Source organism: Bradyrhizobium sp. AUGA SZCCT0177 (assembly GCF_018130125.1).
In the GTDB taxonomy this organism is placed as follows: Bacteria; Pseudomonadota; Alphaproteobacteria; order Rhizobiales; family Xanthobacteraceae; genus Bradyrhizobium.
The window spans coordinates 98,634-122,869 of record NZ_JAFCMA010000023.1; the positions used below are offsets into that span (position 1 = coordinate 98,634).

Genomic DNA, 24,236 nt, shown 5'->3' on the forward strand with positions numbered 1-24,236 from the left:
GGGGCGGGCTTGGTGGGTTGCCTCCTGGTCATGCAGCACCGCGATGGTTCTTCAGTCCAAAGAACACCCAACCGTTCCAGCGAACGCCTGTGATCTCCCGGGCAACGGCGGAGAGCGATTTGTAGGGCCTTCCCTGATACTCAAAATCGTCGCTGCGAACAGTGACCGAATGCTCGATCCCCTGCCACTCCCGAATCAGGCGGGTCCCGGCGATCGGCAGGCGTTGGCTCCGCCCCTTGGGCTTTTCTCCTGGCTTGCTGTCGTATTGCTTTCCGAGCACCCGAAGTCGCTCGACGGTCTCCTTTCTCAGGCCGCCATAGGCCAGTTCTTGAATGCGGTAGGCCAACCGGCTCTCCAGAAAGCGCCGGTTATAGGGTGGTGGCTCTGTGTCGAACAATGCGCGCCAACTTGCCTTCAGAGCCGGCGCAGGCGCATTCTTGAGGGCAGCCAATTGGGCTAAAATCGTATCAGTCATGGGAAGCCTCGGGAGAGTAGGGAGGCACACCACCGCTCTGGTCGGGCGAAAAGTGAAGCGAACTTTCTCCGAGTTCCGCAGGTTTTCGACTGGACTTCCGGGCTTCCAGACGCGTGAGGCCGACCGCCAGAATGTCGGCAACTTCCGTCAGATGATCGGGTTTTTGTTTGGTCATGTTGGTAACCAAACTTCCGAACCAGCGCCGATGTCTAGAGCGATCAGTGATCCGCGAATTCGGACGGATGAGGCCGCAGAGGATCGCACACAGCAGTAGCTGCCTTTCTGTGTAAAACGTCAGGGATGGCGCGGCAGTTGCACCGATTGGGACGAAGATGCGAAGGTGATTCGCAGCGAATGCAGGAAAACCAGCATGTGGAGCGCGACTAAAGAACCTGCTGGATGGAAGGTCGGCGAAGCAATTCGGCGATGCGCAGATCCTGTTCTCTTGTCCCGATGGTTTGCCAATCATCGCAGTTGGCGCGCCGCAGGCAGTCGCACTCGATTCATTTTTCTAAGTGAACAGATTGACGGCATCGAGGCCGTGCGTCACAACGCCCGCGAGCGCACATCACGTGCTCTTTTCGCTCAAAACAAGCAGAGCTACGCGCAAGTCAAGCGTTCACTCTTCGAACACTTACTCGCTGGCAGGCTCGTCGCTTGGGGGCAAAGGGAATCCCCTCTAGCTGAAGCAATCTGCATTCCTTCTCAGTCTTGGAAATATCTGCAAATCAAGGTCGGGCAATCGATTGCGATTGAAAACACGCAAGCTAAAACCAAGATTTTCGATGTCCGGATATTTCCGATGATCGAGTCACCCGACGCAATTGATCGAATAGATGGCAAAACGCTCGTTGAAGCATTCCAAATGGCGGTTGTGAGCGACCCGCAATTGACAGTCCTGCGAAAACGCGCACTTGCGGTCCACGCCCAACCAGCGTCTTTTGGATACGAATGGGGGCCTTACCGCGCGGTTTGGCCTGTTGGATTCAGCCGGGGTCCCAAGACTGGCGCAGTCGCATTGCTACAAAAATTCGACGAGCCGCTTAGACACAATGGTGAACATCCGGCCGACAGAGTATTGGCGGTCCGATTTGGAAAGTTAATGCAGTTCCTTTCGGATGGACGACTTGTTGCAGAAGGTATTCCAAAAGGCGGAGGCGGAAGCATTCCAATTCCACGTTTAATCTGGCAGCGCGATCGGACTTACATTGACCTGGAGAATGGGGACCTCTTGGAAATTGACCAGCGAGCGGAGGACGGAACGACCGCACTATCCTCGCCGATCTTTACCGGATTGATGTTGTTCAAGCCTGACGGAGCGTCTCGCATTCCCGAAAGTCCCAAGGTCAATGTCCTTTTTCCCGCACGAACTCAAGAAGTAGCGGTCGCTACTCGTGAGATCATCACCAAGACGACCAGCCAAGCTGCGTGTCATAGGTGGCTGTGGGAACATATGCGGGCATCCCCTGATAGGAGACCAAAGCCAAAAGGCGAATATTGGCAGGACGCACAGAAAAACTGGCCGAGAACACTGTCTAAACGCGCGTTCGACAAGGAATGGGATAAAGCGATTGAAACCGCCGAAGCTAACAAATGGTCGAAAGGCGGCCGCCCCCGAAAACCCCCGCAGTCAAAACCCCCGCATCAATAAAATCGTGGCACCTATATTGGCCGGTCGCGAATCGCTCAGTGTCGCGCCATCGCAATCGATGGTGGACAACGACAATGCAAACCGCAAATAACCGAACCGATCCCGACACGCTTCTGACCGAAGTACAGGCGGCTGATTTTCTCAACTTGTCAGTGCGAACGCTCCAAGCCTGGCGAGTCAAAGTGACCGGGCCAAGGTTCGTTCGTGCAGGCCGGGCCATCCGCTACAGGCGAAGTGACCTCATCGGATGGATCGACGCAAATACCGTGGCTTAACTGATCCTGCCGGCGCCACTGATTCGCGACTGTGAGCCGACTTGGCGCCTGATCCGCAGGATAGTCGAAAGTAGATTCACTATGGCGCGCCTTTGTTCGCGATCGGTTACACAAACTAGAGATCGCATTTGCTTTCGATGCCGATACCGGTTTCGTTCCGACATGTTGTTGGGGACGATCACTATGCAAACTGGCCCTTCGGATACGTTCGTTGCTCACAAGGCAATCAGTCTGGCGCGGGACTTGACTGGAACGGAAAAACGCGTGGCTGCCACCATCATCGACCATTACAATCGCAAGACCGGTCGTTGCGATCCTGCGTTGAGCAGTATCGCTCGGCTGCTGGGGCTTAGCCGTCGTACCATCATTCGGGCGGTCGGATCGCTTGCGCTCAAGGGTTACATCCGAAAGGTCCGGCATGGCGGATACTTTCATCGCAACAGCTACGAACCCGTGTGGTCCCGTTTCCGTTCAGATGCTGCAAAATGGACCGAGCAGCGCGCGACGGCGCGCCACCGAGCGGCGGCAGATGTGTCACTTTCGGGGAGGCAAACTTGGCGCCTTGGTAGTGATGCCGATGTCACCCAAACCTGTACTAATAATTCATTTGAACAAACCTTAGCTGCGAACAGCTCGAGAGCGCCGACACCAGCATCGAGCTCACCTGCAACGCCCGAAGGGCTCGGCAACGAAGGAAACAAGACAGCTGTTTACGCGATCGCACAGCAGCGGTTTCACATGAAATCGAGCAGATCACACGTTGCCGCCCGCGATGCCGCCGAGCGACGTTGGAATGATTCGCTGACCAGGCAATTTTCCGCCGCACCTGATGTCTTTGTCAGTCTAATCGACGCAATCGATTCAGAGCTTCAAGGCGCAGCAACGGATGTTGAACTCCGAAGGCCTGGAAGCGGCATCGCCTTCCTGTTGTCAGAGCTCGATCGCCGCCTCCCGCTTCTACAAGATGCGCAATGCTTTACTCAAGCAAAAGCACGGTTCCTTCTAGCGACTCCGGAAGCCTCGGGTAATTCGGACCGCGAGGGTTCGGCAGTGGCAGCCGATTTTCAGAGCCTAAACAACACTAAACACCAAGCCTAAACACGGAGCCTAAACAGTATGAGGGAGGGGGCGGGTCAAATCTCTCGGGGTCTAGGGTCCGGACCGGGAGGTTCAAGGCTCATTCTTTTACGCAAAATTCCGGAATTATTTTTTTTAGGTCGACCGCGCGGGCAAGTCGGGTCGAAGCGATCGAACGGAAAAGGTGAGTCAAATCAACGACGACGCATTCAAGAAAACATCGCGAAATTCGGTAGGGGGAGGGTAGCGCTGTGACCGAGCAGACCTGGAAAGAAAGCTAGATGATGGATCGAAGCAGCGCGAAAGCGGCAATCACGGCGCGTCGATTGCAAATCGAATACTGGCCGCTGGATCGGCTGATCCCAAGCGCCCGGAACGCGCGGACCCATAGCGCAGGCCAGGTTGCCGAGATTGCCGGCAGCATTTGCGCTTTCGGTTTCTCCAATCCCATCCTGGTCGGTGAAGGCGCGGATATTATTGCCGGTCACGGCCGACTGGCTGCCGCTCGCAACTTGGGATTGTCGGAGGCGCCCGTCGTCGTGGTTCGAGGATTGTCTGAGGCGCAGCGCCGCCAACTCGTCCTTGCCGACAACAAGATCGCTTTGAACGCGGGCTGGGACGCTGAAATGCTTAGCCTGGAGCTGGCCGACCTTTCGGCGATCGGTGCCGATCTTTCGATGCTAGGTTTTACAACCAAGGAATTGTCGGCGGCGCTCTCGCGGGTCGATACTGGGCTCACCTACGAGGATAAGATCCCCGATGTCGTCGAGGTCGCGGTATCGCGACCTGGAGACATCTGGCAGCTTGGACCTCATCGCGTCGCCTGCGGCGACAGCCGGGATGCGGGCCTTGTGAAGTCTCTTTTGGCGGGCGCCGTGCCGCAACTGATGGTCACGGACCCGCCGTACGGCGTCGAGTACGATCCGCAATGGCGCCATCGCCGCGGCGTCAACAATTCCGCGCGCAAGGGCAAAATCAAAAACGACGAGATCGCGGATTGGACTCCGACCTGGGACCTATATCCAGGCGAGATTGCTTATGTCTGGCATGGGGCGCTCCGCGCCAGCATTGTTGCAGAAAGCCTCGCCAAGAGCCGTTTTGCGATCCGCGCGCAGATCATCTGGGCCAAAGAGCGGCTGGTGATGAGCCAGGGCGACTACCACTGGCAGCACGAGCCTTGCTGGTACGCGGTCCGGAAAAAAGGCAACTGGACCGGCGACCGCAAGCAGACGACGCTTTGGAGCATTCCGACCGGTGGGCAGGACGCCGAAACCAAGCATGCCACGCAAAAGCCGGTTGAGTGCATGCGCAGGCCAATGCTTAACAACTCCGGTCCGGGGCAGGCGGTCTACGAGCCGTTCCTGGGCAGCGGCACCACGCTGATCGCAGCGCAGTCCTGCGGGAGGGTTTGTTTCGGCATTGAAATCGACCCCCTCTTCGTCGACGTCGCGATTCGACGTTGGCAGGCATTCACGGGGGAGAACGCTAAGCGCGCCCACGACGACGTTCTCTTCGAAGCCCTCGAGCCGAAAGCACAGCCAGTCGAGGAGGCGTCGTGATGCGCGGCCGGCGGCCCAAGCCATCCAGGATCAAGGCGTTGACCGGCAACCCCGGCAAGCGGCCTCTCAACGCGCACGAGCCGCGACCGGTGCCCGCGCTACCCGAATGTCCGCCTGAGCTGAGCCCTGCCAGCAGGCAGGAATGGGGCCGCCTGAGCGCAGAACTCTCGAAGCTGAATTTGATCACGCATCTGGATCGTGGCGCTCTCGCCGCCTATTGCGCAGCCTATGGATTTTGGACGGAAGCTTTGGAACAAATCCAGAAATATGGGACGATGGTGAAATCGCCGACAGGCTATCCGATACAATCACCTTACCTCGCTATCGCAAACAGGCAGGCAGAGCTGATGATACGCATTGCATCCGAGTTCGGCTTTACGCCCGCAAGCCGCAGCCGGATCTCGGCGCCACCGCCCGATCAACTTCCGCTGCTCGACCTCACCATGGATGATTACGAACCAGAAAGTGCAGTGGATCTCGGATCTTAAGCGGGAGTTGCTTGCCCACTAATCTCAAATCTATTGATAAGTAGGTCCTGCCGCCTCACTCCGAACAATTAAGGATCGAGCCTTCACACCCCTCTTCAAAGGTCTAGCGCATAAAACGCCCTCGCAATTTCTTTTGCTCAAACGATTTTATCTCTAGACAAACCACGTGAGGCCACTTAGGTAAAAAGAAGCTTTCCCGGACGGGAGAGCGGTAAACCAAGCCGGACGGCTGGTTGGATGCAAATGATTGCCAAAAGCGCTCATTCCGCGCCGCCCAGCCTCTTGCTGCAAAGCAACGAGGTATTTTTTATGTCTACGGTTATCTTGAAGATCCAGGATGCATCGCGTCAGAGCCATCATCTCAATAAGCTGCTGGGCACTGTGAGCCTCGCTAACCTTGTTGACCTCCTTACCGAGGTTAACCTCGAGGCTAATCCCCGTCTCTCAAAGACCGGCCAGGTCACTGAAGACATCGAAGAGAGCATGGAGACCCAGCCTGACATCTTCCACTTTATGTCAAAGGGAATTCTGATTGCGGCGAGCCAGGTCGAGGAACTGGAGCGTGGTCGTCACCGGCTTACCTTCGCGGATCCTGAGCTTGAGGGCATTCTCGATGGTGGCCATAACTCTCTCGCGGCCGGCCGCCATGTTATTAGGAAGATAGTCACCAAGGCAGAGGGCGAGGAAGCCGCCGAGAAGGCAGTAAAGCCCATCAAAACCTGGGCTCAGCTTAAGCTGGCTTGGGAGAAGTATCTGCCCCTAATTAAGGCGAACAAAGACGCAATCCCCGAGGTGCTGATGCCCGTCGAGGTGATCTATCCCACGGAACACTCCGGGGGCTACGAGTATTTTCAAGACAAGGTCCTGACGATCAACGCGGCCCGCAACAATAATGCGGAGCTGACGCTCGAGACACGTGCAAACAAGCTTGGCCACTACGCCGAGATTAAGGAAAACCTCGATCCCCAACTTGTTGATCAGGTCGAGTGGAAGGCCAACGACGGCGGCCGCATCAAGGTGCGCGACCTTGTCGCCCTCGGGCTGATCCCGCTCTCTTTGCTCGGCCGGAAGGCCACCGAGCAAGTTCGGCGCAATGCCCCCGTGATCTTCTCGTCGAAGGGACAGTGCGTGAAAATCTATGACCAGCTGATGGATGAGGATGGCGTCACTGACGAGGTGAAGGGCAACATCGTCGAGATTGTCGACCCGGCCGTCAAGAGCGCGTTGGCTATGATGAAAGACCTGCCCCGGCTCTTCGATTTGATCTACGAGAACATGCCGGCGGCTTACAACGATGCGGGGGGCAAGTTCGGGAAGATCGATAGCGTCCTGACCGACGGCAAGTACAAGACCCGTTACTATAAGAACTCTTGCTCGTATAGTTATGGAGAAGGCTTCATCTATCCGCTCGTCTACGGCCTGACGGCGCTCATGCGGGTCAAGGGCGACCAAGTAACCTGGATCACGAATCCCGACAAGTTCGTGAAGCAGCACCTCTCGGACATTATGAAATCCTTCTATGCCATGATCAACGGAGTGGGCTACGATCCGGCTAAGCTTGGTAAGTCGGGCGGGGCCTATAATCTGGCCTGCGACCTGTTTGCAGCTGCATTCAAGGACGACCTGCTTAAGCAGCACGGCCTCGCCTAACAGCGATCGATCGGCGACGGCGTCCAAGCAAAATCCTTGGCGCCGGCGACCGATGCGTAGAATTGGCGGGAGCACTCGTGAAGAAATTGGGCCGCTTACCCCATCATTGAGGATGGGTGGCGAAAAACCGAAGCACGTTCCAGCCACTGGGTTTTCGATCGAAGCAGCCTCCGGAAAGATGTTTTAGATCGAAGGAAACATTGAGGCTATCTTGCAGCTAGAGCCGATCATTTTTCGCGTTAGAAAGTGAAAAGTGTGAGTATGTGTTAAGCCTGGATGGCGAACCCAAGGCAGGCGATGAATGCGCCGAGGGCGAGGGAGATAGCCATTGGCAAAGATGCTCTACTGTTGGCGATGCCAAATGGAAATTCCGATGCTTGAAGAGCATGAGTGGATAGATATTTTGCCGTTGCTTCAGGGTGGCCCCGAGGGCCGACAAGCAGCGCTGGTGCACTACAACAGGATTGCCGGGATTGATGAAACAAACCCAAAGGCAATTTGGCATCACCGACTTAACTTATTCGGGCCGCCATGTGAGAATTGCGGAAAGCCATTTCGCACCCCGCGCGCTAGAATCTGCGCCGCATGCGGGAACTCGCGCTGAGGTGACCGCGACTATTGCAATCGCCGTAGTGCGCTAACGATGGCACTCCAATTTACGTCGTCCGTCATATGACACCACGATAACCGGATCGCGCCTTGGACGCGCCATTCGGGCAGAACCATTGCAGTCAAAACGTGACTTGGCTCGTAGCTGCTCGAGGTGCAGGCAGACCCATTGGATATCGCAGCAATATTCTTAAGAGCCACCATTGCTGCTTCCGCATCGACACCTGGCACCGAGAAATTAAGAGTTGAAACCAATGATCGAGTTTGATCACCGTTGATTTCAATATTTAAGCTACCCAAGGCATCGAGTGCTGCAGTACGAATTTGCATATTACGAGAAGTTCGCTTGGCATTGTCCTTCAGCGCAGCTTCCGCCGCTTTTCCGAGGCCGACGATAAGAGGAACCGGCAATGTTCCGGGACGAAGGCCTCGTTCTTGGCCGCCTCCAAACATGATCGACTTGAGGGGGATGCGTTCGATCCCACGGCGACGGGCAACTAGCGCCCCGATGCCTTTTGGGCCGTAAATTTTATGGCCGCTAATGCTTATGAGATCAATTCGATCTGATCGGAGAAGGCTAAGCTCCTTTCCAAATCCCTGTGCTGCATCGACGTGAAAATATGCACTATGCTCTCGCAAGATCTCGGAAACCTGATCGAGTGGCTGGATAGTACCAGTCTCGTTGTTCGCGTGCATGATCGAGACCAGAAGGGTTTCAGGTCTAAGGGCCGCCTCAATAAGCTCTGGGCGAACGACGCCATCTGAATTCGGGGCAATGAGCGTGATTTCAAATCCATGCTTTTCGAGATGTTCAAGTGGCTCAAGTACCGCCTTATGCTCTAAGGCCGTGCTGATGATGTGCTTTCTTTTGGTTGCTTCTCCGTGGGGGGCGAGGCCAAGGATCGCCAAATTGTTGCTTTCAGTTGCGCCAGACGTGAAATAGATCTCTTCGGGTTGGGCGCGGACAACGACTGCGACAGCTTCTCTCGCCTCTTGAACCGCTCGTTTCGCCCGGAGTCCAAATTCGTGGGTGCGGCTGCCCGCATTCCCATACTCAACGTCAAAATACGTCAGCATCGTCTCCCGAACTGCAGGTTCGAGCGGAGCAGTAGCGTTACAGTCGAGGTAAACGGGCATCGTCCGAACTATCTGGAGAATCACCCAATTCGATCACAGTTTGCTTTCCTGTGCAAATTGTTTGTTATTTGTTTGACAAACTTTCGCATTCGAGCAAGTTGGCGCAGAGATTCGGAATCTTGAGGCAGCGCAGTGGCTGATAGCTCTTACGACTACGAATATACCTTTCCGGCCATCCGCGGAACTCAGGCCGGTCGAGACTACTACGTCTCGATGTGTCCGCTTCGGCTGATCCCCAAGATATTTGTTTTCAACGAAGAGGAGCTGCTCCCCGAGCTTAGAGCGCAGCGTCTCTTAAATAAGGCCCGGGTGCCTGAGATCGCTCAGTACCTTACAAGCAATCGAAATAGCTACGTGTTTTCCGCAATCACGGCGTCCATTGATGCGGACGTGCGGTTTGTTTCAGCGGAAGCAAAGGGTGAATCGGCGCGGATTGGGTTATTGCAAATTCCGATGTCAGCGCATTTTGTCATTAATGATGGCCAGCATCGCCGCGCTGCGATCGAGTTGGCGCTTCGCGATCATCCTGAGCTAGGCAATGAGACAATCGCGGTTGTGTTCTTTCTCGACGTCGGGCTAACGCGCTGCCAGCAAATGTTTGCCGACCTTAATAGATATGCGGTCCGTCCCTCGCGCTCTATCGGGGTATTGTATGACCATCGAGACGAGCAAGCCGAAATCGCGCGAAAGGTTGTTGCCTCTCTCCCCTTCTTTCGGGAGCTTGTGGAGATGGAGCGCACAACGCTATCGGCGCGCTCCCGCAGGCTCTTCACCTTTAGCGCGCTGTACGGCGCAAACGTAGCTTTGCTTTCTGGCCTTGAATTTGAACCAAACGAGCTCATCCAGCTTGCTGCGGATTTTTGGTCGATTGTAAGTCGGTGTCTTCCTGAATGGGAGATGGTGCGTCTCAGGCGGCAAACGGCCGGCGAGGTGCGAGAAGATTTCATCCACACGCACGGTGTTGTGCTCCAAGCAATCGGACGTGCAGGAAATGCCCTGATCAAGCAATATCCAAAGGCCTGGCAAAAACGGCTCGCTGATCTAAGTCGCATTAACTGGGCCCGAACAAACAGCAAGGTTTGGGAGGGGAGAGCAATGGTTGGTGGGCGGCTCTCCAAGGCAACACAAAACGTAATCCTCACCGGCAATGCAATCAAAACGCATCTCAAGCTCGACCTCACTCCAGAAGAGCAAAAGCTTGAGACCGCCTTACGGAGCGCCCGACGTGACAGATAGTTCAACATCCCGACAATCCTCGTTCGCTGAAGCGGGCCTTCGCAAGACGGTTGAGGCGCACCTAGCGGAAATCAAGAAGCTATACTCGGAAGATCAGATCCCTTGGATCGTCGGTTACAGTGGGGGCAAGGACTCTACTGCAACCCTTCAATTGATTTGGCTCGCTATTTCACAGTTGCAGAACGACAAGCGGCACAAGCCAATCTTTGTAATTTCGACGGACACACTTGTCGAAAATCCTGTCGTCAGCGCGTGGGTTACTAAGTCACTGGCGGTTATGAATGCTGCGGCTCGCGAACGTGGGCTTCCGATCTTTGTTGAGCAGTTAAAGCCGAAGGTCAGCGATACCTTTTGGGTGAATTTGATCGGGCGCGGCTATCCAGCTCCCCGACCAAAGTTTCGTTGGTGTACCGAGCGGCTTAAAATAAAGCCGGTCGACGAATTCATTAACTCGGTTGTGAAGCAAAACGGCGAAGCAATCGTCATTCTCGGTACTCGGAAGGCGGAGAGTGCAGTTCGCGCCGCCCGCATAAACCGCTCAGAGATGGGCAGAGTGCGAGATCATTTGAGCCCGCACCCTGAGTTGCCCAATGCCTATGTATATGCACCGATCGTCGACTGGACCAATGACGATGTATGGTTGTTTCTTATGCAGGTGAAAAATCCCTGGGGTTACAACAACAAAGACCTGCTGACGATGTATCAGGGGGCCTCCCAAGATGGGGAATGCCCGCTTGTTGTGGACACAACCACGCCGAGCTGCGGCGACAGCCGCTTTGGCTGCTGGGTCTGCACGCTTGTCGACAAGGACAAGTCAATGTCGGCGATGGTCCAAAATGACCAAGAGAAAGCTTGGATGGAGCCAATGTTGTCGCTCCGAAACGACCTTGACGGTCATGATCACGACAAACGTGATTTTCGGCGAATGAATGGAACGGTTCAGCTGTTTCGGGAGCGCGACGACCCAATTCCGGGACCCTACACCGTGACCTCCCGCGAAGACTGGCTAAGGAAGCTACTCACCGTCCAAGAAACGGTTCGAAGGAACCCCAAGACGCCGGAGCTTGTTAGAAATATTGAACTGATTTCGCTAGAGGAACTGCAGGAAATCAGACGCCTTTGGGTGGTTGAAAAGTATGAAATTGAGGACACGGTCCCAAAGATCTACCTGGAGGTGACGGGAAACCCCTTCGAGGGCGCGCCCATAGACTCCAATCAGCCATTCCATCACGAGGAGATGCAGCTTCTCAAGGAGTCCTGCGACGATGATCCGCTGAGATTTGAGTTGGTCCGAGAGCTTCTTGAGGTCGAACGCCGATATAGGGGCTCTGCAAGACGTTCTGATTTGTTTAAGCGGCTGGAATCTGCCTTCAAGCGCAGCTTTTACGAAGATGTTGATGACGCAAGCGCAGTTGCAAAAGAGAAACAACAACTTCGAAGCATCGTCGAGAGCTTGCGCGGTGATGAGCTCGATTTTCCGGAAACGCGCGCGGCCGTAGGCCAGGTAATGGATCGCACGGATAGAAGCATCCCAAAGAAAGCTGCACAGTCATGATCTTTAATGAGCTGAAGCTTCATAATTTTGGAGTGTATAAAGGCCTGCATGCACTGGACCTCACGCCGACCTCGACAGCAAAGCCCATTGTATTGATTGGGGCGCTCAATGGTAGCGGAAAGACCACCATCATTGAAGCTCTCCACCTTGCACTTTACGGACGTCAAGGGATGCCTGCGGGCAAACGAGCTAATTCGTTCGAATCTTACCTTCGATCTGCTATCCATAAGGATGTCGATCCGAGTGAAGGGGCCTCGGTTGGATTGCGGTTTGCAATGCAAGAGGAAGGACACCCCGTGGAATACGAACTGGTCCGGACTTGGAGCGAAAAAAGCGGAAAAGTTCGGGAAGATTTCGAAGTTTACAGAAATGGGAAAAGTGACAAGGCGCTGAGCGAGCTATGGAGTGACCATGTGCAGGAGCTCTTGCCGCCCAGGATCGCACCGCTTTTCTTCTTCGACGGCGAGAAGATTGAAGAGCTTGCTGATTTAAAGAAAGCTCCGGAACTTGTGCGCGAGGCCATTAAATCGTTGCTGGGCCTCGACATTGTTGGACAGCTTGAATCCGACCTTCTGATCCTCGAAAGACGAAAGTTTGCGTCAGTAGCTCCCCATATTGACCAGAAAAAGCTCAAGGAATTGGAGCATCAACTGACTGATCTAGAGTCAAGGCGCTCCTCTACCTTAGGTGAGATTGCGCAAGCACGAGCGCAAGTAGCCGAACAACTCGCTGAGAGGGAGCGCGCCGCCGCTTTGTTTCGCGATGCGGGCGGAGATTTGTTTAATCAACACGAAGCACTTCGATCAGAGCAGGTGACCTTAGAAGCCGAGTATAAATCGACGTTGACCGAGTTGAGACAATTGGCGACGGGTGTTTTGCCGCTAGCCTTAGTTGGACCGCTTCTTAAGCGAGCAATTATCCAGAGTGAAGCGGAGTTAAACTATGGGTCGGCTGATCAGCGCCATCAGACGATAGAGGAGCGGGATCAGTTTGTGGAGCAGCTCATTCGGCGCGAACTCAAAGACCTTGGTCCAGCAGAGATCGTCATCGAGGCGCTGCGCAAAGACCGGGCGTCCAGAAAGCCTATAGCGACCAGCTCAATTTATCTTGGGACGACTGCACAGACTCATTCAGCCATGCGGCTCATTGAGGGAAGTGAAATACCCTCGGCTCTCGATAAAGCTCGAGAGCGCCTGATCGCTGTGGCAGGCAAGGAAAAGGAGCTGTCGGGAACTCAGCGAAAACTCGCCGCGGTCCCCGATCGTGATACAGTTCAGGGGCTTACCGATGCGATCTCAGTCGCAACCGCCAAGAGCCAGTCAGCGCAATCAACACTAGAACGACAAGAGAAAGAGCTCGCAGAATTTGATCGAGAAGTGTCTCTTGTCCAAAGATCACTAAAACAGCTCATTGAGGAGAGGGTCAGCGTTCATAACGAGAACGCTGATGCTGAGCGTATCATAAAGTATTCAAAGTTTGTGAGAGGCGCCCTGGAGCAGTTTGGTGACCGAGTGGTCAAACATCATATCAGGCGAATTGAAGCACTTGTTGAGGAGGCTTTGGAGAACCTGTTCCGCAAAACGAACCTCATCGCCAAGGTCACGATTGATCCTAAGACGTTCGAAATCACGCTAAGAGGAAGCGACGAGCAATTGATTCCCGCAGAGTTGTTGTCGGCCGGCGAACGCCAGCTACTTGCGACAGCCCTGTTGTGGGCCTTAGCGCAGGCGGCTGGCCGACAGATTCCGACCGCGATCGACACGCCTTTGGGCCGTCTTGATTCTGTGCATCGCCATAAGCTCGTTGAATCGTACTTCCCGAGAGCAAGTCACCAGGTAATTCTCCTTTCAACGGACGAAGAAATTTCTGGCGTTTATTACAAAGCGCTGATGCCTGCCATTAGTCACTCTTACACACTCAAATACGATGACGAGACGCGGAGTTCTCATGTCGAGAACGGCTATGCATTTGCTTTGGAGGCTGCCCGTGTCCATTGAAGCAGTAAGAATTAATGCCCAGGGTCGAGAGCAACTGATCCGACTCAAACGCTACACAGGGATCGAGCACTACAACGAGCTGTGCCGGTGGGCTCTATGCATCTCGCTTTCCGAAGTAACACGACCAGCGCTTACGAAAACCGGGGGAGATGGCGGTATTGATATGACATGGCGGACATTCGCTGGTGCCCATGCGGATCTCTATATGGCTCTTCTAAAGCAGAGATGCGTCGAAGACGAGCTCGGAACATCGCCTGAAACGCTGAACGAGCAGCTTCGGTTGCATATTCAAAGGGGCCTTGGATACCTTAGCGGTCGGAAGCTCAGGAGCATTACAGATCTAGTCTCAGTGGCGGCTCTTGCGGCGTAACGGTGTGCGATTGTTTACCGTTCGAGGCAGGATAAATCGGCCATTCAACGATCAAACGTAGTCATTCGCGACTTAGGCACTTCCTTGCTTAAAGGGCCTTGGGATCCGCCGTCCATTCCCCGCGAGAAACATCTCAGTGATTTGGCGTACGGGAGCTTCGCTGAAGCTCACATGGATTGGTCGGTCAGGCCCATAATAGTAGATACGATCGAAATCGAGATTGTCACTGATCCATTTCACAACTTCGGACATGTCCTCGTCTTCGACGATAAAGTCGACGGCCGCGCCGAGACGCGAACATACTAGCTGACCTTTCGAGTTCAATTCATGAGCAGCATGCTGGTCAAGTTTCGGGGCCACGCGTGTTTTAATATGTTTGCGTAGGCCGTTCGAGCAGAAGCCGTACGTCAATCGTATTGACCCATAGTACTCAATTACGGGGTCAAGAATATTGGTTGCAAGGTCTAAGAGTGCCGCGTAACTCCCGGCATTCTCGGGCGCGTTATCAATCATTAGGCGTGTTTGAGTCTCACCACAGTCAATGAGATCTCGGTAGGTTAGAAATCGTCCACAATTTTCATCCAAACCAGGTACTCTCTTGCTCCGAACCAACGTTTGACCTTCCAATTCAAAGAGTGATTGTCTCAGCGAATCCGACAAAGAGTCCATCGGGATATGAATCTGGCTCTGACTTGGCTCGTCGAGCAGAATACTAGATAGAATGCGATCAAATTTCCGGGCTTCGGTGAATTCGAGGGATTCTTCATTCAAGAAGCGCGACTTCCCAATCAGCCTAAAATCCTGGTCGTTCGTGAAATAGCGATCGATTGTCTTTAACCGTCCAATATCAACCTTGCTCTGGCTTTTAAGTCGCGGTAGTGGGCTTTCAAAAAGGTCATGCTGGTAGAACGATACTTTATCGATCCTCTCGTGAATTCGGATCAGATCGACAACTTCCAGGCCGTCGCTGAGTAAGCTCGCTGCCCAGATCATGACCTGCAACTGTGGAGGTAGCCGAGTTATCAAAGAGCGGTGTACCATAAAGCCCTTGCTTTCGATGAGCGTCCCAATACCGCGCTCTAGCGATCCTTGAATGGCTTTTCGGAGTGTTTCCTCATTGCGTAGATCCGCAATCAGCTCTAACGCGCTGCGTTGGGCAGTTCGAAGGCTCCCGAATAGGCCGACAATATCATTTCGTAGCCGCTTATCAGCGACAATAGCCCGTCCCGTCCTTCTGAAATGATGTATCGCTAGCATCACGAGAAGCTCGTTCTGCCGCTGGGTCGCGGCCTCCGAGAGAGCCCCTTGATCGTATCTATTGCTAATTGCTTTTACGGCGGATCTGAAAGATCCAAAATGTTGAGTCAACTCAGCCGCATTCTCAATTTCTGCCTCGGACGGCATTCTACCGATATCGAGCATTGCAGACCATAAGCCGTCCAAAAGCTCCGCTTGTCGCGAGCTTAGCTCATGTGTCCTTGCTTTGCGTTCACGCTTATGAGTGTGCTCCCGCGGTTCCAATGAGAAGCGTATTCGCGCGCGCGAATCAGATCTCACCCGCGATGCTAGAAATGACGCCTCGGCCGTTTTATCCTTGAAGACGAGAAAGACGCCGGGCCCAATGGGTATTGGGGATGCGTCAAGTACGCTATCGATAAATGATTGGAGTTCACTTTGCAGGTAATATTTTTGGAAAGTGCCGATTGACGTTAGATAGCCATCCCGAAACGGGCGTCCAAGCTTGCGCTGATCTGACGTCAGCATCGTCGAAACGACTATTGCAATTCGAGCCAATGCGAATGCTTGCGTCAGCGCGTAGTGCCGTTCAGCTAAATCCTCTATAACGTTGATAACAAATCCGAGATTTACGATATCGGAGGGGATGAGCGGCTCATTTGGTCGATAATGTGGGTCCCACCCGTTTGAAGGTACGTTTATAGAATGGAGGTACTTGAGATCATCGCCCTTTCCGCAGCCGTAGTCGAATATTGAAAATGAGCCATTCAAATACCCAAAAGTCTCAAGAAATCTAATGGGCGCTGATAGCCGATCTCGCGACAACGCAGTAAGATGGCGAGCAACAGGGCCGAAAGTAAGTAAGGCGACCCCGTTGTCTGGGTCGCCGATCGCAGTTTCATTCCCGATCGGCACTAAAGTGTGGTTGTCTAAACGGTATCCGGTGTTGGCTAAAAGCTCATTCCACTGTCGTCTGAAACCAATTGGCTCCCCAGTTTGAAATATACCCAGTGCCTCGACAGCAGTCGTGAGCGCTTCGAATCGTTTCCTAGAAGCGTGCCCGAGCGGTAGTAGTAGTTCCTTGCGATGGAGAATTGGCGGGTTCAGTGAGTCTTGATAAGAGCGTCTGCTAAGAACAGAGTTCCTAAGATCGACAGCGACGGTTTGAAGTAGCACCGGAAAGGGATCTTCAAAGAAGCCGGGGTACAGAAGAAACGATACATGCGACGCATAACTGTTGACGCGAACAACATTGAATGCGTCGTCTGCAATTGTACTGAACGTTCGGGCTCTATCTATGAGATCTTGATGCTCGTCTGAAGCATGGGAGATTGCATCAACGTGATAGTATCGCCGAAGACCGAGTGCTTTGCCAGTATGAGGTGCCGATTGGTGCATCGTGGCTTAGCCGCAAACAGTGTTGTTCGACGATAGTCAGCGCGGAAACGACTAAAAGTATTAACCACTGAAGCTCACACTGTGCACCCCAAACTTCGCGGCGGGATCGCTTGAAAGTGGTATTATCCTTTCGCCAATCCGGTGATTATATCTAGAATTCCGCCACTTTTTTCTTCATCCATGATCAGTGCAGATAGAGCTTCGTGGCGCGACAGCTGCGCTTGACCGAGTAGGCCTTCCATAATTTCCAGGCCGCCACATGCGTATTCTTCGAAGATTCGTATTTTCTCTTCTTCCCGATTGTTCGCCATGACAAACGGGTCTCCAACGTCGGCGATTGCAATGGCATTCATAACAGCAGCGTCAAACTGACCACTAAATGTATGAAGATTGATTGGTTCGCCGGTCTTGTCGAATTGAACTTTGCGACCTCGTTTGAAACCAAGACATGCCGCGAAAACGAGAGCGTCTTTATAGGTCTGGAAGACTTCTCGACCTTTTGTAAGTTCGGATAGGAAATCATCAAACCGTTGTGGTCGTCGGACGCGATCAGCCATGATAACCCTCCTCGAACTCGGTATATTCATACGTTGAATCAGCGCGCACGAAGTAAGATTCTTTTCCCTCTCCCACTTTAGGCGAGTGGTATACTAACGTGACATGCTTGCCGACGCGAGACCCACACTCTTTTTCAACATCACCTTTCCATTGCGTGGGAGAGACCAAAAGGATAATTTGATCAGCTAGCTCTGGGATATACCGCGCTATCAGTTTCCGGTAAGTCTCACCAAGTGATCCGAAAGGAGAGTCCATTACAATCGGAAAAACTCCACCACGGAAAAACTGATTGTCGCGTCCATGTCGTTCCTTTGCGAGGTTCACGATGCTCGCGATAAAGCTAAGGCTGGTGACTTGACTCTCGCCTGTCGACTTTTCGTACACAATCTCACGACCGTGGTTAGGAACGTCCTTGTAGATCTGCAAAGCATAGTTGTCATCGATCTCAGCCCAGTAATCCTTCTGTAGAATTTTTCGGAAGGTCTCATTTACTCGTTTTGACAGTTGCTCCTTAGTGAGCCGGGATAGCGATTCGTGTAGTTCACCAATTACTCGCGCGCATTCTTCTGCGAGTTCAAGGCGTCGTTTTGCAACCTCCACCTGCGCAGATCTTGCTGATAGGTCTTTGCGGATCGCGACTACGGCCTCAAGGTCGGTATTGCATTTTTCGAGATCGCCAACGGCCCGGCCGCGGCGGCCGAGCGCCTCTTCAACGTCATTCTGCAGAGTGGCCCGCTTTTTCCCCAGTCGGACTACGTCTTCCTGGTCAGAACCCTCTAGCAGCTTGTTGATATCGTCTAGCCGTCCAGTCCGCTGATCGCGCTCAGCCAATAATTCAGACCGTCGCTTTAGCCCTTCCCTCAAACTCTGAAACAAGTCTCTGCGTGACCACTCGATCTGCTTCAGGGCCCCCGTTGTTGCTATGAACGCCTCTTCTACCCCTGCTGCAGCAGCAGCGTGTCGGTAGTGTTCGACAGCTCGGTAAGCTTCGCTCCCGTTCGTCAAGTCCGCGCCGCAGATGCAGCGGCCGTTATTAAGCAAGTCTTCGACGAACTGTTGCTTTATCTGATACGGAAGCTCTCCTTTCTTTCGACGCTCCTCCAACAAATTCAAGACGTCCGACGATGCCGTTTCGAAGAATGCTAGGAAGCCGCGTTCGGAAATCAGCTGTCTGTTTTTTGTGTTTATTGTTTCAACGTCATCTTTGATTTCAAGCAGACGCTTGTCGATCGAGTCGGCTTCCTCCTGTAGCTTGGTGGTTGATTCAAGCGCGATCAATTTGTTGCGGACGACCCCCAACTCTTCCTTGAAGCCTTCAATATTCTTGTCCTCAATATCAATCTGCTCGGTAGCCCGTCTCTTCTTGTCTTCTAGCTCAGTCTCCTGGTCGATAATTCTCGATAGCTCTTGTGAAGCGCCTTGCTTGATTTGTTTTGTCAGCTGCTTCTTAACGCGATCACTAAGGTGGACTTGCGCTCGTTCTACAATCTCCAACCCCATCAGCGTTTTTATGGCCTCCCGGATTTCATGAGAGGCGCTGGCATACGCTAACTTCTCAATGCGTTCTCCATTGAAGAAGAAATAAGAATGCATTTTTTCCGGCAGAATTTGGCTGATCAAGCTCTCCGGATTCTTGGCTCTATCAAATTTTCCTGATCGGTCCGTCCACGAGAGCTCCAGAACAGAGCCTCCGGCGGGCTCAACCTGAAGTCCTTGCACGCGCCGATATTCTTGCGAACGCGATGCAACGTAGCGCATGTCTTCGTGGTCGAATTCGACCTCGACGCTCATCTTGATGCGGTTGTCTCCAGTAGTTTCGGTGATTGCGTGCTCATTCAACAATTTTTCATTGCCGGTATCAAAATCGGTGCCACCATAGAAGCACCACTTGAAAGCGTTCAGCAGACTCGTCTTTCCGGCGCCATTCTCTCCATGAATAACCGTAACATTTCTTACTCCGTCCGTACTCAGGATTACTTCGCGCGAGCCATAGAATTGTCGAAAGTTGTTGAGCGCTAACTTCTTAAGTTTCATGGCTTGATTTCCTGCTCCAGCAGACGCGTGATGCGCTCACAGAGCTCTGACTCCTTATCACGAAGACGAGATAGGTCACGAAATTGCTGGTACTCTTTCTCGATCTTCAGAATTGCATCAATTAACTTTTGGACCTGGGGCGTTGTTGATGCCAATATTTCTTCCGGGGAGCGGTAGGACATATTCGACTGCCTCCTAGTAGTCGGTCAAATGCAACCGTGTTTTTAGCTGCCTTAGGGTGTCCAGTGTTTCACCTGGGTTGATGGACAACTGGGCAAATTCCGCTACGCGTTCGAGTTCCTTTCGCACTAACCGTCGCTCCGTCTCGAGTGCAGAAGGATGAGTGCGCGCAAGATCGTCGAGGTCGGGGACTGCGATAAAGTCATAGATTGTAGCCGTCGACTTGCCTTCGGCCTTACGGAGCACGCGACCACGACGTTGAATATATTGTCTTGGATTTGTCGAAGATGCGAGAATGTAAGCTGTCTCGGTTCGCGGAACATCGACGCCCTCGTCCAAACACCGGATGGCTACGAGTACTTGTAACGTGGTGTCCGAAAACCGTTGTAGGAGAACTTTGCGCTCTTCGGCGCTCTCTTCAGAAGTGAACTTGCTCGCGCGCATCCTTAAGCCATGACCGATCAGCTGCAAAACTTTGTCTACTTGCTTTTCACCCTCATCCTTAGCGTCGCCGCAATAAACAAGATTGTAAGGGCTTGTCGTTCGATTCGCCATCAGATCCCTAAGGCCAACGAACTTGCTCTCCAGGCGAGAGATCAAGCGGGCACGTTCAATCAGAAGCTTCTGTAGGAATATGTTCGGCTCCTCGTCTTCCTGGCCAGCGTAGGCTTTTGCGATCTGGGCGGATAAGTCCTTGTAGATCGCCATCTCATCGTCATTCAGGGGGGCGAGCACCGGGTGATAGTAATAGGGGCAAAGGTATCCCTGTTTGATGGCGTCGCCGAGGGAGAACTCAGCGACGACTTTCCCAAAGTAGGACTCTAGTGCTCGCGTGCCCTCCTCGTCGCCATGCCGAATGGGTGTGGCGGACAGGCCTAATCGAAATTTCGCGACACTCGGAAGTACTGAGAGGAATGACCGTGCCCCAAGGTTATGCATCTCATCTGCAATAAGGAGCATGTTTCTGTTGGCTTTTCCTACGAGCTTCTGAAATGGCTCACCCGAAAACGTGTCGTTCACGACTATGAAGACGACAACGCGGTCCGATCCCGCGGCAAGTGCAGTCAATCTCTGCTGCGCGGCTTCAATCCAGCGATTGGTGCCGCCATAGCAGACAAGTGGAGAATAACCGAACGCTTCGGTATCATCCGCCCATTGGTTAGCAAGGTGCTGGTAAGGCACCGTAATTACGATGAGTAGATTTAGCTGCTTTTCCTCTATATGGTTTGCAAGTTGGGACGCTGCCGCAAGCGCGGTGACCGTCTTTCCAGAGCCGGTGGCCATACTGAACACACCTTGGCCATTGTTTTCGAGCCAAGCCTTGATGGCTTCCCTTTGATACGGACGGAGTTCACCGCTAGCCAAAAACCGGTCGGGCGGTGCGTACCGCGGCCGAAAAGACTTAGGCGGGGAATACGGCCGGTCCATGCGCTCCGTCGCTCGGATAAATGGGCGGAGAGCTTCGTCTGACGGCTTGTAGATCTCCAGATTACTGTCTTTCCCATCCCACATTTCGTCTATTTCAACTGCGATTTCCTCAACTCGCTCACGCGACTCGTCCGATTTCCAGGCACAATAGATGTCGATTTTTTCCCAATTCGTCGCGGCTCGCTTAGTTAGGTTGTAGCTACCCGAGAAACCTATTCGGTCGGCATGACTGTCCTGGAAAACTCCCATTTTTGCATGAAGCATTCCGCTGAGTTCGTTTTTGGGAACGCCGACGCGAATCTCCAGAATCCGGTCTCGAATAAGCCAGCCAAGGACGGTGCGGGTATCTTCCTTCAGCGCGCTAAAGAGCTCTTCGAATGAGTGGGTTATTCGTTTCTCAATTTCTTGGCGATCAAGAATATCGGCAGCGCCTTTTAGCGCTTGATAGTCTTCTACTGAAAGAACGGGAGAGATAATCCAGCGCGACTTCCCTCCGTTACAAGCGAACTGCGCAATTCCCTCCGCCGCATCTCGCACCCAGCCTGTTGTAAAGAACCCGACCGCAACGTCGTAAACGATGGCATCGCGCAATACCGGCACAAAAAATGCGCTCAGTGGGTTAACGCGTGTAGTCTTTAATGAAAGAGGAAGACCTATGTCCCTGAACGCCATTTATGAAAACTCGAATTCGCGCAGCAAGCCATGCAAGACCGCCGACTGCGCCTGGTTCATGGATTCGGCATGGTCCCAAGCTGAAGGCTCCATAACGAGCCGATAGTCTAAGTGCACAAGTCCACTCATTGGGTGCCCTAAAAGATCATTTTCCAGCTGCTTTTGTATTCTGCCGATATTCTTGTCCGTCGCGTACAGAGCACGAAAGCGTCGATTGTATTCGTAAACGTCTGGGGAGGGCGTCTCAAGTTGGAAGACGCCCTGCCTGGAGGCAACATTGGGCATTTTTGCGAGATAAGAGATAATAGTTGCTAACTCGTACTTGATGCCAACTGCGCGTAAGTGCGCCATTAGGACCTGCGCGCTCGTGTCCTTGTCTATCAGCGCGATTTCAATAGCGTTGGACAAGTGGGAAACCTTCGCACTGTCGCCAATTGCGTGAGTTATCAAGTCGTAGAGTCCAGAAGATTTAAGCACAAAATCTGGAGAGTTCTTCAAAACGAAGAGGACACTTGTATCTAGCACTTCCCGGGCATTCGCCATGTGTTGCTTGATCTCGGCCACCCGAAGCGGTGCATTCTCCTTCATAATTTTGTGAATTGTGTCATCTAGGGAGATAAATTTGCGTTCAAAGTCCGCTGTCGCAAGACCGATCATCAGTCCGCGGCGGACAGAAAAGCGCGAATCGTCATGGCAAAAACTAAGAATCATGTACTCGCTCAAGCCGGGAGATTCTTCAGGAGGGAGGCGCTTCCGGACTGCTCGATACAGAACCTTTGCAGAGAGAAATTGGGCCGTTTTTTTGATCGTCTCATACACGACCGACTTGATTCTATCGATGACTGGTTTGTCGAAGGAGAGCTGCGTGTATAGGCAATAGGTGCCGCGCTCGACGATGAGTGCCTCCTTAAGGCGAGGGATCACGGCGCCAGCAGCGTGCTCTTGAATATCTTGACCAAAGATCTGAAGGTGTTTTGCGCGAACATCCTTAAGCGAAACAGGCCCTCCCGCAGCGCGCAACACAATTAAGAGACGTGTTGCAGCGGGGAGTTCAGAAATCGCAGTTATGACGCCCTCCTTCAGCGAGGCGCCGAATTCCTCTCGCAAGACGCTCTCAAGCTGCTGAATTGGAATGCCTGGCAAATGCTGCGCTAGTTTATTTACATTGAAGGGCCAGTTCGAGATCGCCAGAGCGGCAATAATCCTTCGTCTTAGGCTCGAAGTTGCGGGTATGGCAGCCAGAAGCTTCGTTCTTAGTGCGTCTTCGTCTGATTGATTTCGGACAGCCCAGCCGATCACGTCGCGATTGCGCTTTATCGGCGTCAGATGTTCTTTGAGCCAATTCTCCAATGAGCCATCGCAAACGTCGATGGCAAGACAGTGCAAAGGATCAAGAGCGCTTTCTTGTGCTAGCGCGTCTTCCGAAAGTATGCACCTGCTCGGGCCAACCACTGTTGATACTATAGTCGGCTCTTCTCTTTTGAGGTAGGCCTCAAAAATCTTCCTTGCAGAACGAAGTTTGCATTTTCCGAGAGCCGCTTTCTCAATCTGTCGAACCCTTTCGCGAGTCAGTCCATATCCGACGCTAATCTCTTCAAGTGTTTCCGTTGTTGACACCAGTATGCCGTAGCGTCGGCTAAGGACATCAAATTGGCGGTGATCTAAAAATTCGCGGAGAAAAGCTAGAAGTGCAGGGCTCCCATTTTGTGTTACACCCAATATGGTGGTGATGGGCCCACCGTCGCTACGATTGCTCTGCCTTGGAATTGTATCTTCGCGGGAAGCTGCTGGACTACCCGAACTAGAGGCGACGTGGTTGGGAGGCGCCGTCGCAGTCTCCGAGCTTGGTCTGCTGACGAAGTTGTTCGCAGCATTTAAAACCTTAACTACCGAAGGATTGAGCGATTTGTCAGAGAGCTCTTTGAGAGCTACCTCGGGAGCAAAGCCAAGACCTGTGCAGAGGCTGAAGAATTTGTCATTTGTGATTTTTACAACCAGCATTTCCAGTTCGGCTACAGTCTTCCGACCCGAATTCTGCTTTTGGAGAAACCTTGTGCGAACGACAGGCCAATCAGCGAGCACGTTGTTCAGGGCGATTACCCCTGCTTCCCAATTTCCCTTGACCCGCTGAGCGGATTTAAACTTCTCCAGTATGTTGCGAAGCCTGACGGAGATATCGTGTTCGAGAACCGCGTCAGGAAATGATACTTGCGAAACGAGCAGCAATAGCTGGCGAAACGCCTGCTGTGCGGGGGTCTCGACGACTTGAATGGGCTCCAGATCGTAGCAGTGTGGATTGGCGCTGAAATGCTCAACAAGGCCAAAAAGCTCGTTCGCAGACTTTGTTCCGAGGTTCGGAGTTCTGTGTAGTCGGCGTCGCATGTGCTCTGCGTCAGCCAAGAACTCCCTAATAGTCGTTGTTGCGATCTCGCGGTCTGCTATCACGCAATTTGAGAGTCGAACCGACGCGTCGTTATTTTGGACGAGCCATTCCAAGGTCTGGTCCATTCCTTTACGAATTTCGCTCATCCGTGCTTCTGCATCATAATTGGCTGCGTAATCAAATAAATGGTTGCCATAGTTTGTTCTGCGTCGGAACTACCTCGGATGGTCGTTTTAGCTAGGCCGGGGAGTTAGACAGGTTGACGTGT

General features: G+C 53.1%; 19 protein-coding genes. 10 read left to right on the top strand and 9 right to left on the bottom strand.

The window, feature by feature from the left end; translation table 11 throughout:
• Positions 1 to 28: 28 nt before the first annotated feature.
• The gene (locus tag JQ597_RS25285; protein ID WP_212267781.1) at positions 29 to 475 is read right to left on the bottom strand and encodes a DUF2924 domain-containing protein; all 447 of its coding nucleotides are present in this window, start codon (positions 473 to 475) and stop codon (positions 29 to 31) included.
• The gene (locus JQ597_RS25290; RefSeq protein WP_212267783.1) at positions 468 to 650 is read right to left on the bottom strand and encodes a hypothetical protein; all 183 of its coding nucleotides are present in this window, start codon (positions 648 to 650) and stop codon (positions 468 to 470) included. Before JQ597_RS25290 ends, JQ597_RS25285 begins: the two co-directional genes overlap by 8 nt.
• 195 nt (positions 651 to 845) lie before the next feature.
• Here JQ597_RS25290 and JQ597_RS25295 point away from each other — a divergent pair, with 195 nt between their 5' ends.
• From JQ597_RS25295 to JQ597_RS25320, 6 genes are all read left to right on the top strand, one after another.
• Positions 846 to 2,126 (top strand): hypothetical protein, encoded by a 1,281-nt coding sequence (locus JQ597_RS25295; RefSeq protein WP_212267786.1) that lies wholly within the window; start codon positions 846 to 848, stop codon positions 2,124 to 2,126.
• Between the two features lie 74 nt (positions 2,127 to 2,200).
• Entirely contained in the window at positions 2,201 to 2,401 is a 201-nt protein-coding gene (locus tag JQ597_RS25300) for a helix-turn-helix transcriptional regulator (RefSeq protein ID WP_212267788.1), read from the top strand.
• 183 nt (positions 2,402 to 2,584) lie between these two features.
• On the top strand, positions 2,585 to 3,499 hold the full coding sequence (locus JQ597_RS25305) for a helix-turn-helix domain-containing protein (protein WP_212267790.1): 915 nt from the start codon (positions 2,585 to 2,587) through the stop codon (positions 3,497 to 3,499).
• A 260-nt stretch (positions 3,500 to 3,759) separates the two neighbouring features.
• Positions 3,760 to 5,037, top strand: coding sequence for a site-specific DNA-methyltransferase (locus JQ597_RS25310; RefSeq protein ID WP_249148180.1), 1,278 nt, complete (start codon positions 3,760 to 3,762; stop codon positions 5,035 to 5,037).
• A gap of 38 nt (positions 5,038 to 5,075) precedes the next feature.
• Positions 5,076 to 5,525, top strand: a complete 450-nt coding sequence (locus tag JQ597_RS25315; RefSeq protein ID WP_249148181.1) for a phage terminase small subunit P27 family — start codon at positions 5,076 to 5,078, stop codon at positions 5,523 to 5,525.
• Between the two features lie 243 nt (positions 5,526 to 5,768).
• Entirely contained in the window at positions 5,769 to 7,175 is a 1,407-nt protein-coding gene (locus tag JQ597_RS25320) for a hypothetical protein (protein WP_212267794.1), read from the top strand.
• 615 nt (positions 7,176 to 7,790) lie between these two features.
• Here JQ597_RS25320 and dndA read toward each other — a convergent pair.
• Positions 7,791 to 8,921 carry a cysteine desulfurase DndA gene (gene dndA / locus JQ597_RS25325; RefSeq protein WP_212267796.1) on the bottom strand — a complete coding sequence of 377 codons (1,131 nt, stop codon included), beginning with the start codon at positions 8,919 to 8,921 and terminating at the stop codon, positions 7,791 to 7,793.
• A gap of 132 nt (positions 8,922 to 9,053) precedes the next feature.
• On the opposite strand from dndA, the gene dndB reads away from it, so the two are divergent.
• Genes dndB through dndE form a run of 4 tightly spaced genes read left to right on the top strand, consistent with a single transcriptional unit; the run spans position 9,054 to position 14,079 of the window.
• Positions 9,054 to 10,157 carry a DNA sulfur modification protein DndB gene (gene dndB / locus JQ597_RS25330; RefSeq protein ID WP_212267798.1) on the top strand — a complete coding sequence of 368 codons (1,104 nt, stop codon included), beginning with the start codon at positions 9,054 to 9,056 and terminating at the stop codon, positions 10,155 to 10,157.
• Complete coding sequence (gene dndC, locus JQ597_RS25335; RefSeq protein ID WP_349628881.1) at positions 10,147 to 11,712, top strand: DNA phosphorothioation system sulfurtransferase DndC; 1,566 nt, start codon at positions 10,147 to 10,149, stop codon at positions 11,710 to 11,712. Before dndB ends, dndC begins: the two co-directional genes overlap by 11 nt.
• Positions 11,709 to 13,709, top strand: a complete 2,001-nt coding sequence (dndD, locus tag JQ597_RS25340) for a DNA sulfur modification protein DndD (protein WP_212267802.1) — start codon at positions 11,709 to 11,711, stop codon at positions 13,707 to 13,709. The genes dndC and dndD overlap by 4 nt, the downstream gene beginning before the upstream one ends.
• Positions 13,675 to 14,079, top strand: coding sequence for a DNA sulfur modification protein DndE (gene dndE / locus JQ597_RS38515; protein WP_502754621.1), 405 nt, complete (start codon positions 13,675 to 13,677; stop codon positions 14,077 to 14,079). The genes dndD and dndE overlap by 35 nt, the downstream gene beginning before the upstream one ends.
• A 72-nt stretch (positions 14,080 to 14,151) precedes the next feature.
• Here the strand turns inward: dndE and JQ597_RS25350 are convergent, their stop codons facing one another.
• The 6 genes from JQ597_RS25350 to JQ597_RS25375 all read right to left on the bottom strand — a co-directional run bounded on the left by JQ597_RS25350 (position 14,152) and on the right by JQ597_RS25375 (position 24,114).
• Positions 14,152 to 16,713, bottom strand: coding sequence for a DNA phosphorothioation-associated putative methyltransferase (locus tag JQ597_RS25350; protein WP_212267806.1), 2,562 nt, complete (start codon positions 16,711 to 16,713; stop codon positions 14,152 to 14,154).
• Between the two features lie 122 nt (positions 16,714 to 16,835).
• Positions 16,836 to 17,270: a DNA phosphorothioation-associated protein 4 gene (locus JQ597_RS25355; RefSeq protein ID WP_212267808.1), complete on the bottom strand. Its 435-nt coding sequence runs from the start codon at positions 17,268 to 17,270 to the stop codon at positions 16,836 to 16,838.
• Positions 17,263 to 19,305 (bottom strand): AAA family ATPase, encoded by a 2,043-nt coding sequence (locus JQ597_RS25360; RefSeq protein WP_212267810.1) that lies wholly within the window; start codon positions 19,303 to 19,305, stop codon positions 17,263 to 17,265. The genes JQ597_RS25355 and JQ597_RS25360 overlap by 8 nt, the downstream gene beginning before the upstream one ends.
• Positions 19,302 to 19,487, bottom strand: coding sequence for a hypothetical protein (locus tag JQ597_RS25365; RefSeq protein ID WP_212267812.1), 186 nt, complete (start codon positions 19,485 to 19,487; stop codon positions 19,302 to 19,304). The genes JQ597_RS25360 and JQ597_RS25365 overlap by 4 nt, the downstream gene beginning before the upstream one ends.
• Positions 19,488 to 19,500: 13 nt before the next feature.
• Entirely contained in the window at positions 19,501 to 21,585 is a 2,085-nt protein-coding gene (locus tag JQ597_RS25370) for a DEAD/DEAH box helicase family protein (protein ID WP_212267814.1), read from the bottom strand.
• Positions 21,586 to 24,114, bottom strand: a complete 2,529-nt coding sequence (locus JQ597_RS25375) for a sigma factor-like helix-turn-helix DNA-binding protein (protein WP_212267816.1) — start codon at positions 24,112 to 24,114, stop codon at positions 21,586 to 21,588. It abuts the gene before it with no gap.
• Between the last annotated feature and the right edge of the window lie 122 nt (positions 24,115 to 24,236).